The organism is Paenarthrobacter sp. TYUT067 (assembly GCF_023656375.1).
GTDB lineage: Bacteria > Actinomycetota > Actinomycetes > Actinomycetales > Micrococcaceae > Arthrobacter.
Genome location: NZ_JAMOIT010000006.1, coordinates 112,622 through 125,745, shown reverse-complemented (window position 1 = coordinate 125,745; position 13,124 = coordinate 112,622). Strand labels below are relative to the sequence as shown.

At 61.8% G+C, this 13,124-nt stretch carries 10 protein-coding genes; 5 read left to right on the top strand and 5 right to left on the bottom strand.

Translation table 11 applies throughout. The features are described 5' to 3' along the window. Window positions 1-8 precede the first annotated feature (8 nt). On the bottom strand, window positions 9-1,361 hold the full coding sequence (locus tag MOD31_RS07330; protein ID WP_250820206.1) for an acetyl-CoA C-acetyltransferase: 1,353 nt from the start codon (window positions 1,359-1,361) through the stop codon (window positions 9-11). Between MOD31_RS07330 and MOD31_RS07325 the strand changes: the two genes are divergently transcribed. Beyond that, on the top strand, window positions 1,360-2,148 hold the full coding sequence (locus MOD31_RS07325) for a TetR/AcrR family transcriptional regulator (RefSeq protein ID WP_166840729.1): 789 nt from the start codon (window positions 1,360-1,362) through the stop codon (window positions 2,146-2,148). The two genes, MOD31_RS07330 and MOD31_RS07325, sit on opposite strands and share 2 nt — an antisense overlap. A gap of 46 nt (window positions 2,149-2,194) precedes the next feature. Continuing rightward, window positions 2,195-4,294, top strand: a complete 2,100-nt coding sequence (locus MOD31_RS07320; protein WP_250820205.1) for an acyl-CoA dehydrogenase — start codon at window positions 2,195-2,197, stop codon at window positions 4,292-4,294. Between the two features lie 36 nt (window positions 4,295-4,330). Here MOD31_RS07320 and glgA read toward each other — a convergent pair whose 3' ends face one another. After that, the gene (gene glgA, locus MOD31_RS07315; RefSeq protein ID WP_250820204.1) at window positions 4,331-5,470 is read right to left on the bottom strand and encodes a glycogen synthase; all 1,140 of its coding nucleotides are present in this window, start codon (window positions 5,468-5,470) and stop codon (window positions 4,331-4,333) included. 93 nt (window positions 5,471-5,563) lie between these two features. Between glgA and glgC the strand changes: the two genes are divergently transcribed. Both glgC and MOD31_RS07305 read left to right on the top strand, forming a co-directional pair. Further along, window positions 5,564-6,976 carry a glucose-1-phosphate adenylyltransferase gene (gene glgC / locus MOD31_RS07310; RefSeq protein ID WP_223940321.1) on the top strand — a complete coding sequence of 471 codons (1,413 nt, stop codon included), beginning with the start codon at window positions 5,564-5,566 and terminating at the stop codon, window positions 6,974-6,976. A 73-nt stretch (window positions 6,977-7,049) separates the two neighbouring features. Further along, window positions 7,050-8,501, top strand: coding sequence for an SDR family NAD(P)-dependent oxidoreductase (locus MOD31_RS07305; protein ID WP_250820203.1), 1,452 nt, complete (start codon window positions 7,050-7,052; stop codon window positions 8,499-8,501). 73 nt (window positions 8,502-8,574) lie between these two features. Here MOD31_RS07305 and MOD31_RS07300 read toward each other — a convergent pair whose 3' ends face one another. Genes MOD31_RS07300 through MOD31_RS07290 form a run of 3 tightly spaced genes read right to left on the bottom strand, consistent with a single transcriptional unit; the run spans window position 8,575 to window position 11,961 of the window. After that, entirely contained in the window at window positions 8,575-9,426 is an 852-nt protein-coding gene (locus tag MOD31_RS07300) for a transglutaminase family protein (protein WP_142939198.1), read from the bottom strand. Further along, window positions 9,423-10,349, bottom strand: coding sequence for an alpha-E domain-containing protein (locus MOD31_RS07295; protein ID WP_142939199.1), 927 nt, complete (start codon window positions 10,347-10,349; stop codon window positions 9,423-9,425). The genes MOD31_RS07300 and MOD31_RS07295 overlap by 4 nt, the downstream gene beginning before the upstream one ends. 55 nt (window positions 10,350-10,404) lie before the next feature. Continuing rightward, entirely contained in the window at window positions 10,405-11,961 is a 1,557-nt protein-coding gene (locus MOD31_RS07290) for a circularly permuted type 2 ATP-grasp protein (RefSeq protein WP_142939200.1), read from the bottom strand. A gap of 110 nt (window positions 11,962-12,071) precedes the next feature. Here MOD31_RS07290 and MOD31_RS07285 point away from each other — a divergent pair, with 110 nt between their 5' ends. After that, window positions 12,072-13,121 carry a YeiH family protein gene (locus tag MOD31_RS07285; RefSeq protein WP_250820202.1) on the top strand — a complete coding sequence of 350 codons (1,050 nt, stop codon included), beginning with the start codon at window positions 12,072-12,074 and terminating at the stop codon, window positions 13,119-13,121. The last annotated feature ends 3 nt before the right edge of the window (window positions 13,122-13,124 follow it).

Sequence of the window (13,124 nt, the reverse complement as noted above, 5' to 3'; positions counted from 1 at the left end):
GCTCCCCCTTAAGCTGCTTCCAGAATCGCAACGACACCCTGACCGCCGGCGGCGCACACGGAAATGAGGCCACGGGCAGGGCGGCCGTCTACGCTGCCCTTCTCATGCAGCATTTTTGCAAGGGAAGCTACGATCCTGCCACCTGTAGCGGCAAACGGATGGCCCGCAGCTAGCGAGGATCCGTTGACGTTGAGCTTGGCACGGTCCACCTTTCCCAGTGCGCCATCCAGGCCCAAACGCGTCCTGCCAAAATCTTCGTCCTCCCACGCGGCAAGGGTGCTGAGCACCGTCCCGGCGAAGGCTTCATGGATTTCGAAGAAGTCGATGTCCTCGAAGGTAAGGCCGTGGCGGGCCAGGAGGCGTGGCACAGCGAAGACCGGCGCCATGAGGAGGCCGTCCTTGCCATGGACGAAGTCCACGGCGGCCGCCTCGCCGTCCAGGACCGTAGCGAGCTTGGGCAGGCCGTGGGCGTCCGCCCATTCCCCCGTTGCCAGGAGGACCGTTGATGCGCCGTCTGTCAGGGGTGTGGAGTTGCCAGCGGTCATAGTGGCCTCGGAGCCGAGCGTCTTACCAAAGACGGGCTTCAGGGTGGAGAGCTTCTCCAAGGTGGTTTCCGCGCGCAGGTTTGAATCCCGGTTCAGGCCGCGGTACGGGGTGATGAGGTCATCAAAGAAGCCCCGCTCGTACGCGGCCGCCAGATTGCGGTGGCTGTTGTAAGCAAGCTCGTCCTGGGCTTCCCTGGTAATTTTCCATTGTGCGGTTGTGAGGGCCTGGTGCTCACCCATGGACAATCCCGTGCGGGGCTCTCCGGTGTTGGGCGCGTCCGGGGCCAGATCCTTGGGCCGGATCCGGCCGATGATCTTTAGTTTCTGCACCGTGGTCTTTGCCCGGTTCAGATCCAACAGGATTTCACGCAATCCTTCACTGACAGCAATCGGGGCATCGGATGCCGAGTCCACCCCACCGGCGATACCTGAATCAATCTGTCCCAACTTGATCTTGTTGGACAGTCCCAGGACTGTCTCCAAACCTGTGGCACAGGCTTGTTGGAGGTCGTATGCGGGGGTTTCCGGAGACAAAGCAGAGCCGAGCACAGCTTCCCGGGTGAGGTTGAAGTCCCTTGAGTGTTTGAGGACCGCCCCGGCTGCTACCTCACCGATGCGTTCGTCCTGGAGCCCGAACCTGGCAATGAGTCCTTCCAAGGCCGCGGTCAGCATGTCTTGATTGGAGGATTTTACGTAGGCGCCGCCGGTGCGGGCGAACGGGATGCGATTGCCGCCCACGATGACCGCCGAACGCGATGCTTGTGGGGTGGTAGCCGGTTCCAAGGGCCCGTTCGTTGTCACGTCTGCTGCAGCCATGCTTGTCTCCTTCGATCAATGCCAGTTACTGATACCCAGCGTACCTGATACGCTGGGTATCGTGAACAGTCGCCACGAAGAATCCGCCGAAGCCGCCGGCTCCCCGCAGCTTGCCGTTGAAGTACCCGGTGCAGTGGACGCGGACGCGGTAGTGGATGGACGTGCAGCCCGGTGGCAGTCCCACCGTGAAGAGCGCCGGCGCGAACTCATCAAAACCGCGCGAAGAGCCGTCCACAGTCTTGGAAGCGATGCCTCCATGGAGGAGATCGCCGGGGCCGCCGGAACATCCAAATCAGTCTTTTACCGCTACTTCGGGGACAAGGCAGGTCTCCAGCAAGCCATGGGTGAAGTAGTGCTGGGGCAAATGCAGCGACGCATGCAGGAGGCCACCCAGCTGGCGCAAACTCCTCGCGAGGGACTCTTTGCCATGGTGTCGGCATATCTGCAGATGGCCGAATCCAGCCCTAACGTCTACGCCTTCATCACCCGGCTTACTCCCGGGGAGGCTTCGGCCCAGGATGCCATCGCGGCCTCGGGCGCCCTGGGCAACTTCTTCGAACAAATCACGGACATGATCGCAACTCCCATGCGGGAGCACCTTGGCGGAGACAAGGAAGCGGTCATCGTGTACTGGCCCACAGCCGCTATTGGACTCGTGAGGAATGCCGGCGAAATGTGGCTCGGCAGCCCCGCAGGCAGCACCAAACCCGATCAGGCAACCATGGCCGCCCAGATCACGGACTGGCTGTGCCTGGGCATCGCCCCGGAACTTAGAAGCACCACCTGACATCAGCAATGACTCATCAGTTGTCGGAACCAAAGAAGGAAGCAACATGACTGAAGTAGTGGACCGGGCTTCATCCGCCCAGCAACCCTCCGGCCGCGAAGACGCCGCCCTCGGCGCCGAGCCGGTGGTGGACGTAGCCGCCCTCGGAGAGCAGCTCCTTGGAAAATGGGCGCATATCCGCCACGAAGCCCGCAAGGTGGCGGGGAACCCGGTGGTGCAGAAGATCGAAGGCCTGCATCACACCGAGCACCGCGCCCGCGTGTTCGAGCAGCTGAAGTTCCTGGTGGACAACAACACTGTCCATCGCGCGTTCCCCACCCGTCTGGGCGGTTCGGATGACCACGGCGGCAACATCGCCGGCTTCGAAGAGATCGTCACTGCTGATCCGTCCCTTCAGATCAAGGCCGGCGTCCAGTGGGGCCTCTTCGGCTCTGCAGTGATGCACCTGGGCACGGTGGAACATCAGGATAAGTGGCTCCCGGGCATCATGAGCCTGGAGATTCCCGGTTGCTTCGCCATGACTGAAACAGGCCACGGCTCGGATGTCGCCAGCATTGCAACCACGGCGACGTATGACGAAGCCAGCCAGGAATTCATTATCAATACCCCCTTCAGGGCGGCGTGGAAGGACTACATCGGCAACGCGGCAAACGACGGCCTTGCCGCAGTGGTCTTTGCCCAGCTGATCACCAAGAACGTCAATCACGGTGTCCACGCTTTCTATGTGGAGCTCCGCGATCCAGCTACCAAAGAATTCCTCCCGGGTATCGGCGGCGAGGACGACGGCATCAAGGGCGGCCTGAACGGCATCGATAACGGCCGGTTGCACTTTACCGAGGTTCGCATACCGCGCACCAACCTCCTGAACCGCTACGGAGATGTAGCTGTGGACGGCACGTACTCCTCCACCATTGAGAGCCCCGGACGCCGCTTCTTCACGATGCTTGGAACGCTGGTCCAGGGCCGCGTTTCCCTTGACGGTGCCGCAGTGGCCGCGAGCAAATTGGCGCTGAAAACGGCCATCCAGTACGCCACCGAGCGTCGACAGTTCAATGCCTCGTCCAGCACCGACGAAGAGGTCCTTTTGGACTACCAGCGGCACCAGCGACGCTTGTTCACCCGGTTGGCAACTACCTACGCGGCCAGCTTTGCCCACGAGCAGCTCCTGCAAAAGTTCGACGACGTCTTTTCCGGCGCCCACGACACCGACGCGGACCGTCAGGACCTGGAGACATTGGCGGCCGCGCTCAAGCCACTCAGTACCTGGCATGCCTTGGACACCCTGCAGGAGTGCCGCGAAGCGTGTGGCGGCGCGGGCTTCCTGATCGAGAACCGATTTGCGTCGCTTCGTGCGGACCTGGACGTTTATGTCACGTTTGAAGGCGATAACACCGTCCTGCTGCAGCTGGTGGCCAAGCGGTTGCTGGCCGACTATGCCAAGGAATTCCGGAGTGCCGACTTTGGCGTCCTGGCCCGCTACGTGGTAGATCAAGCCGCGGGTGTCGCATTGCACCGGACGGGTCTGCGGCAAGTTGCCCAGTTCGTGGCCGATACCGGTTCAGTCCAGAAGGCAGCACTGGCTTTGCGGGACGAGGAAGGCCAGCGAACCCTCCTGGCTGACCGCGTCCAGTCCATGGTTGCAGAAGTCGGTGCTGCACTGAAGGGGGCCAACAAGCTTCCCCAACACCAGGCCGCTGCTCTCTTCAACCAGCACCAGCATGAGCTCATTGAAGCTGCCCAGGCACATGCTGAACTCCTGCAGTGGGAAGCCTTCACCGAGGCCCTCGCGGAGGTCAAGGATGAGGGAACCAAGCGGGTCCTGACCTGGCTCCGGGACCTGTTCGGCTTGTCCCTGATCGAGAAGCATCTGTCCTGGTACCTCATGAACGGAAGGTTGTCGATGCAGCGTGGCCGTACCGTAGGCACGTACATCAACCGCTTGCTGGTGAAGATCCGCCCGCACGCGGTGGACCTTGTGGACGCCTTTGGCTATGGTCCTGAGCACCTGCGTGCCTCCATTGCCACCGGCGCGGAAGCAACCCGGCAGGATGCGGCGCGTGATCACTTCCGCGAGCAGCGAGCCAACGGCAGTGCTCCTGCGGATGAGAAGACGCTAATGGCACTGAAGGCCTCGAAGAGCCGCTAGCAGCAGGCCGCTTACGAGCGGTGAACAATTGCGGAACTATTGAAAACCACGACGGCGCCGTCCTGCGATGCCCATTTCGCGGGCACGGGCGGGATCGGCCACAACCTGGTTCAATGCCGCGGCGAAGTCGCTGACGAACTTTTCCGGGTACAACGGCGTACCCGTGCCATCGGTTACCTGCTCAAGTTCCACCAGAAGGCCCGTTTCGCCGTGCTGGACAACCTCGGGAATGCCGCCCGTGGCACTGGCCACCACTGCGGCACCGCAGGCCATGGCTTCGAGGTTCACGATGCCAAGGGGCTCGTAGATCGACGGGCAGGCAAAGGCCGTGGCGTGGCTGAGGACCTGGATGAGTTCCCTACGCGGCAACATCCGCTCAATGAGAATGACGCCCTCACGCTTGGCCTGCAGTTCCTCAATGAGGCGTGCGGTTTCGGCAGCGAGCTCGGGAGTGTCCGCAGCGCCGAGGCAGAGCACCAACTGGACGTTGTCAGGCAGGCTTGAGGCGGCTCTCAGCAGGTACGGCACGCCTTTTTGACGTGTGTTGCGGCCAACGAAGACCACGCTGGGCTTGGCGGGATCGATGCCCAAGGCCCGGATTGCATCGTCCTCTTCATCACGTTCCCACAGGGAGACATCGATTCCGTTGTGGACGACGCGCACCTTGTCCGGGTCCACGTCAGGGTAGCTGCGCAGAATGTCCTGCCGCATGCCATCGGAGACGGCGATGATCGCCGCCGCAGCCTCATAGGCTGTCTTCTCCACCCAGGAAGACAAGGCGTAACCGCCACCCAGCTGTTCGGCCTTCCACGGACGCAGCGGCTCCAGGCTGTGAGCGCTGAGTACGTGCGGAATGCCATGGAGCAGCGAGGCGAGGTGTCCAGCCATGTTGGCGTACCAGGTGTGCGAGTGGACAAGGTCCGCCCCCGCAATGTCCGGAACGATCCTCAAGTCGACTCCGAGGGTCTGGATGGCAGCGTTGGCATCGCCGAGGTCTTCGGGTGTGGCGTAGGACGCCACCGAAGCCCCGTGATAGTCGGCGTCACGGGGCGCGCCGAACGCCCGAACATGAAGGTCGACGTGCTTTGCCAGCACCCGGCTGAGCTCGGCAACGTGGACACCGGCACCGCCATAAATTTCCGGAGGGAATTCTTTAGTCACAATGTCTATTCGCACGCTAACCAACGTAGTCGTTCCGGCGTATGTGTTCTAGTGTGAAAGAGTCCGGAAAATCGGACTTTTGGGGGATACGAAGACGTACGGGGAGCTGTGACCATGGCGTTGAAGAAAGTTTTGGCAATCGTATTGGCAGGCGGGGAAGGCAACCGACTCATGCCGCTAACGGCGGATCGGGCCAAACCAGCCGTTCCGTTCGCAGGCGGCTACAGGTTAATTGACTTTGCACTGTCCAATCTCGTTAATTCGGGATACTTGAAAATCGTCGTGCTGACGCAGTACAAATCGCACAGCCTCGACCGGCACATCTCGGAAACCTGGCGCATGTCAACGCAGCTGGGCCGCTATGTGGCATCTGTACCGGCGCAGCAGCGCGTGGGCAAAAGTTGGTTCCTTGGCAGTGCCAATGCAATTTATCAGTCGCTGAACCTCATCCACGATGACGCCCCGGACATCGTGGTAGTGGTCGGCGCTGACCACGTGTACCGCATGGATTTCTCCCAAATGGTGGAGCAACACATTGCCAGCGGCGCCAAAGCCACAGTTGCTGCAGTACGGCAACCGCTGAACATGGCCAACCAGTTCGGCGTGATCGAGGTAGACCAGAACGATCCCCGGAAGATCGCCGCGTTCGTGGAAAAGCCCGCCAGCACCCCCGGGCTGGCAGCCGACCCCACGCAGTTCCTGGCCTCCATGGGCAACTACGTCTTCAACGCAGACGCCCTCGTTGAAGCGCTGCATGTGGACGCGGAACGCCTCGATACCAAGCACGATATGGGTGGCGACATCATTCCTTACTTCGTGGACCAGGGAGAAGCCGGCGTCTATGACTTCACCCTTAACGACATTCCCGGTGCCACCGACCGCGACCGGACCTACTGGCGCGACGTCGGTACCATTGACTCGTTCTACGACGCTCATATGGACCTGATCTCCCCCGTGCCGATCTTCAACCTCTATAACTCGGAGTGGCCGATCTACACGCGCCAGAGCATCTCGCCGCCAGCGAAGTTTGTCCGTGGTGAGAACAACACAGTGGGAACAGCCCTGGATTCCATTGTTGCCAGCGGCGTGGTGGTTTCCGGCGGAATCGTTGAGGGATCCGTCCTCTCCAACGACGCCTATGTGGCTGCCGGCAGCCGGGTCCAGGACTCCGTGCTCATGGATAAGGTCCGTGTGGGCGAGGGCGCCGTCATCAGGAGGGCAATCCTGGACAAGAACGTCAAGGTGCCTGCGGGCGCGGCTATCGGCCTGGACCCCGCCTTGGATAAGGCCCGAGGTTACAAGGTCACCGAATCCGGCATTACCGTGCTGGCAAAGGGCCAGGTTGTTCCCGAGCCCGGTGAAGCCGAACTTGCGTTGTCCGCACAGCATCGGCGTGGGTTGCCGGAAGCGGTCAAAGCGGCCACGCATGACGATCCCGATATCCGCGACTCAGCGGAAAAGGTGGCAGCCGGCATCCAATCACGCGTAGCGGACGCCGCTGCGCAGGGTGCGTCGCATTAGCCCGTAGGCGCACCGCCGGCACCCACAGAACCCGAGGCAGGCCACTGGCTCCCAAGGCTGTAAAATCAGGTCAATGAGCTCCACCGATCTGACGCCTGAAGAGATCCAGGCCTGCCTCAAGGTTCTGACCACGATCCACGTCTACGACGAAGAGCACCCGGACTACGTTGCTGTCCGCCGTGCCACCGGCAAGATGTTCAAAGCCGTCAAACGGCACCGGCGCGTCACCAAGCGCGACTCCATCGCGGAAGCAGACAGGGCTGTCATTGCCCTCACTGCTACCGCAGCCCCGGACCGCATCGACGACGAAACCCGCGGAAACAAGCTGGCCCCTTCCACCACCGGGGAAATTGCAGGGCACCTCATTCGCTCCCGCCCCTGCTACATCTGCAAAAAGCACTACACGCAGGTTGACGCGTTCTACCACCAGCTTTGCCCCGAATGCGCGGCTTTCAGCCACAGCAAGCGCGATGCCCGCACTGATCTCACGGGACGGCGCGCATTGTTGACCGGCGGGCGCGCCAAGATCGGCATGTACATTGCCTTGCGCCTGCTCAGGGACGGCGCCCACACCACCATCACCACCCGCTTTCCCAAGGACGCTGCGCGTCGATTCGCTGCCATGGAAGACAGCGGCGAATGGTTGCACCGGCTCCGGATTGTGGGCATCGACCTCCGTGACCCGGCACAAGTGATGGCTTTGACCGACTCTCTTAATGAAGCCGGCCCGCTGGACGTTATCATCAACAATGCAGCTCAGACCGTGCGACGCTCGGGCAATGCGTACAAGCCCTTGGTCGATGCAGAAGACGAGCCCTTGCCGGCGGCGCTTGAAGTTGCCAACGGCGGGCCCGAGCTGGTGACCTTCGGGCACGCACATGACAAGCACCCGCTTGCCCTCGCCAGCAGCGTCACCGAACACCCGGTCCTGGCCGGCGATGCGATCACCTCTCTGGCGCTCTCCACGGGATCAGCATCACTGGAACGCATTGAATCGGGAACAGCGATCGACGCCGGCGGCCTGGTTCCGGACCTCGCCGCCATCAACAGCTGGACCCAGGTGGTGGACGAGGTGGATCCCTTGGAGATGCTCGAGGTCCAGTTGTGCAACGTTACGGCGCCCTTCCTGCTGGTCAGCCGTCTCAGGGACGCCATGAAACGGTCCACAGCCCACAGGAAGTACATCGTTAACGTCTCTGCCATGGAGGGCCAGTTCTCCCGCGCTTACAAGGGCCCGGGACACCCTCACACCAACATGGCAAAGGCTGCGTTGAACATGATGACCCGGACCAGCGCACAGGAAATGCTGGATTCCGATGGCATCCTCATGACCGCGGTAGATACCGGATGGATCACTGACGAACGGCCGCACTACACGAAGGTCCGGCTCATGGAGGAAGGGTTCCATGCTCCTTTGGACCTGGTGGACGGTGCTGCGCGTGTCTACGATCCCATCGTGATGGGTGAAAAGGGCGAGGACCAGTACGGGGTCTTCCTCAAGGACTACAAGCCGTCTCCTTGGTAGAAAGACGTTAAATTTTGAGTACAGACAAGGCCCTTAAGAGCGACTCTTAAGGGCCTTGTCTGTACATAAACTCCTAGGCGAGGCGGGTAATCTCCACGGATACCGAGAGTCCCGAACCGCCTCCCCCTGACAAGATGCCCTTCAAGGGCGGAACGTCCCGGTAGTCACGGCCGCGTGCCACTGTGACGTGGTAATCCCCTGCAGGCTTGTGGTTGGTGGGGTCCCAACTGCGCCATTCTCCATCCCACCATTCCAGCCAGGCGTGTGATTGGCCGGCTACGGTTTCGCCGATGTCCGCCGAGGACCGGGGGTGGATATAGCCGGAGACGTACCGCGCCGGAATGCCGCTGCAGCGTAAGGCACCGATCGCCAGGTGTGCCAGGTCCTGGCACACGCCCTGGCGTTGGGACCATGCCTGTTCGGCATTCGTGGTGACGCCGGTAGTGCCCTTCATATACGTCATCTCACCGGCCATCCACGCGAACACTGCGAGAGCGGCCTCATGGGGGTTCTTTCCCCGCACAACGTCGGGAATGATCCCCAGGACTTCCTCGCCTGGCCCGCTAAGACGGGACTGAGGCAGCCAGTCGCTGAACTCGTCCTGGACCTTCTCCGAGGCTATGACGTCCCATCCCACGATGTCATCCTCGGTTGCCACCCGTTCCGTGCGGTGCACCTCAACAGTGGCTGTAGCGAGGACTTCAAGACTTTCGTGCGGCATTTGCATATCGAACGCGGTGACACGCGTTCCCCAATAGTCACGGTAGGTGCTGACGGATGCCTGATGGGGTGAAACTTTCAGCGACGCCTCCAGGACCACTTGTTGACCGTCGGTCAGCGGGGTCATGCGGGCCTCGTTATAGGACAAGGTCACGCGTCGGTTGTACTTGTAGGCGGTTTTGTGAACGATGCTCAGCCGGGTCATGAAACTTCTCCCACCCAGGCGTGCTCGTCAGCCTGATTGAAGTACTTACGGGAAATTGCGTCCGACGCTTGCGTCACTGCCTTCTGCACACGTTCCATGTGCTCGGGCAGTTCGGACATGAGATCGTCCGTGCGGTGGAACTCCAGGAAGGTGCGGGCCTGGCCCACGATCCGTCGGGCATCGTTGATGAACCCGACGCGCTGCGCCGAAGGATCCAACTTGGCCAGGCAATCATCGGCATCACGCAAGGCATACACAATCGAACGCGGGAACAATCGGTCCAGGAGCAGGAACTCTGCCGCGTGCTGGTCCCCGAATGCAGCCCTGCGGGTCCGGATGAACGACTCATACGCTCCCGCACACCGGAGCATGTTGACCCATGACATCCCAGCGGATTGGACATCGCGCGTGGACAACATGCGGGCCGTCATATCGGCGCGTTCCAGTGAGCGGCCGAGCACCATGAACAACCAGCTCTCATCGTGGCTGACCGTGGTGTCCGCGAGCCCGCGGACCATGGCGGTGCGCTCCAAAACCCAGTTGCAGAAGCGGTAGGTTCCTACAACGTCCTTGCGATGCTGATTGAGGCCGTAATAAGTGGTGTTGAGGCTTTCCCAAAGGGACTGTGAGACAGTCTCGCGGGCCCGGCGTGCATTCTCACGGGCTGCGCCCAAAGAACCCGCTATGGAGGATGCGCTGTGCTTGTCATAGGCCAGCGCATGGAGGAGCTCGGGGAGGCCGAACTCTTCCCCTTGCGGCTTGGCACCCATCACGGCAAGGAGCTCCCGCGCGACGCTTCTCTGTTCCTCAAGGGGCAGGTGGTTCAAACGCTCAAGGTGTACATCCAAAATCCTGGAAGTACCGTCGGCACGCTCAACATAGCGTCCGATCCAGAAGAGTGACTCAGCAATGCGGCTCAGCATGGAACTGCCTCCTTCGCGTGGTGCAGATCGAAGTTCAAGTGTTGGTGGAGCGCGTTCACTGCTGCTGCTCCGTTTGGCGGTCCCGCCAATTGCTTTCCACCGGCCACACGGATACCTGCTCACGTATGGTGACGGATTGGCGGGGAATAATCTCGGCCGGCAACTGCGGCGAGTCAGCCAAAACCCAGGTGTCTTTGGAACCGCCACCCTGGCTGGAGTTCACTATCAAAGAGCCTTCTTTGAGCGCCACCCGGGTGAGGCCTCCGGGCAGGACCCAGACGTCGTCGCCGTCGTTGACTGCGAAAGGACGCAGGTCCACATGCCGCGGCCCGAACTTGTCGCCGGAGAGCGTCGGTACTGTGGAGAGCTGCAGGACAGGCTGGGCGATCCAACCGCGGGGATCGGCAATGACGCGCTTGCGCAAAGCGTCAAGCTCGTCCTTCGTTGCATCCGGTCCGATGACCAGGCCTTTACCACCGGAACCGTCCACAGGTTTGACCACCAGTTCGTCGAGGCGGTCCAGAACATGCTCCCTGGCTTCCTTTTCCTCAAGCCGGAAAGTGTCAACGTTGGCGATGATCGGCTCTTCGTGAAGGTAGTACCGGATCAAGTCAGGGACGTAACTGTACACGAGCTTGTCGTCCGCCACCCCGTTGCCTACAGCGTTGGCAATAGTCACCCCTCCGGCCCGTGCGGCGTTGACCAGGCCCGGGCAACCGAGCATGGAATCCGAGCGGAACTGCAACGGGTCCAGGAAGTCGTCATCGATGCGCTTATAGATCACGTCCACGCGCTGCTCACCGGCTGTGGTGCGCATGTAGACACGGTTGCCGCGGCAAATGAGGTCCCTGCCTTCAACGAGCTCGACGCCCATGAGCCCTGCAAGGAGGGTGTGCTCGAAGTAGGCGCTGTTGAAGACGCCCGGTGTCAGGACAACCACGGTGGGGTCGTCCACGCCTGCGGGAGCGGTCTTGCGCAGTGCGGAGAGGAGCCGCCTGGGGTACTCCTCCACAGGCCTGATGTGCTGTTGGCCGAAAGCCTCGGGCAAACCCTTGGCCATGGCGCGCCGGTTCTCCAGGACATAGCTGACGCCCGAAGGTACGCGGACGTTGTCTTCAAGGACGCGGAAAGTTCCGGCAGCATCCCTCACGACGTCGATCCCTGAGACATGGACCCGGACGCCACCTGACGGTTCGAAGCCGTGCACCGCGCGGTGAAAGTGCGCGCTGGTGGTCACCAGCTGCCGGGGAATCACGCCGTCGGTGACAACGGCCATTCGTCCGTAAACGTCATTGAGGAAGGCCTCAAGTGCCTTGACGCGTTGGGCTACGCCTCTCTCCAGCACATCCCACTCATCGGCGGGAATGACGCGCGGGACAATATCCAGGGGAAACGGCCGTTCCTCCCCCGCGTAGTCGAATGTCACGCCACGGTCCAGGAAGGTGCGCGCCATGGAGTCGGCACGGGCGGTGACATCGGCCAGGGAGAGCTCGCGGAGAGCCCCGGAAACCTGACCGTAGGATCTTCTGGCAACGTGGCCTTGGGCAAACATCTCGTCATAGGCGCCAGTGCGGGAAGCAGCCTCGGAGTAATCCTGGAATAGGTCAGACATGGGATTCAGGTAATCACCTTTTTGAGTCGAGCGCATTTCGCGCTGGTTGTGTCGCCGTTTCCGGGTGCTCCCGGTTCGCCTTCCGTGCCCCCATCCGGCAGGGTTGAGGCATGCCCTTCAACAGTCCCGCGCCCCGCTTGTCCCGGCTGGGGCCAGGCTTGGTCCTGAGCATCGCCGCCACGGGTCTTGCCTTCGCGATCCACAGCGTCTTTCCGGCTGTCCCGGCGATGACGCTAGCCGTTGCCTTGGGACTGCTTTCAGCAAATATACCGGGCACGGCTATCCTGGCCGCGGGGCGCGCCCGGCCAGGCCTGGACTTCGCGGGAAAGCACCTTATGCGTGCCGGAATTGTGCTCTTGGGCCTCAAGGTCAGCATCGGCGACGTCATCGGCCTGGGGTGGCTGTCGTTGCTGCTGATCGCCGGGGTTGTCCTGGTGAGCTTTGCGGGAACCTATGGGCTGGCGCGTCTGCTGCGTCTGCCCGGGGAAGCTGCCCTGCTCATTGCCACCGGCTTCTCCATCTGCGGCGCATCCGCGATCGGCGCCATGGCAGCTGTGCGACGCATCAAACATCAAGACACGGTGCTCCCCGTGGCACTGGTAACCCTCTGCGGTACCCTCGCCATCGGTGTTTTGCCGCTGCTCATGCACCCCTTGGGCCTGAACCCTGAACAGTTCGGAGCGTGGACAGGCGCCTCGGTGCATGACGTCGGCCAAGTAGTTGCCACTGCGCAAACTGCAGGTACATCGGCGCTGGCGATCGCCGTCGTCGTCAAATTGACGCGTGTGGTCCTACTGGCCCCGGTTGCGGCTGCCGCCGGGGTGCACCAACGAATCATCCATGTAAGGAAGCGTGCTATCAGCACAAGCGATGGGGCTGGTGGTATCGACGGGCGGTTCCCGCCGATTGTTCCTCTGTTTGTGGTCGGGTTCCTCGCCATGGTGGCACTGCGCTCACTGGGCTGGGTGCCGCAGACCGGTCTGGAAATGGCGGCCGCTGTCCAGGACATCCTCCTGGCGACTGCCCTGTTCGGGCTGGGTTCGGCGGTGCGTGTACGCACCCTGATTCATACGGGAGGGCGCGCCGTTCTGGTGGCGCTGGGCTCTTGGCTGCTCATCGCATCGCTGGGCCTGGGGGCCGCGTGGATCATGATTAGATAGCTG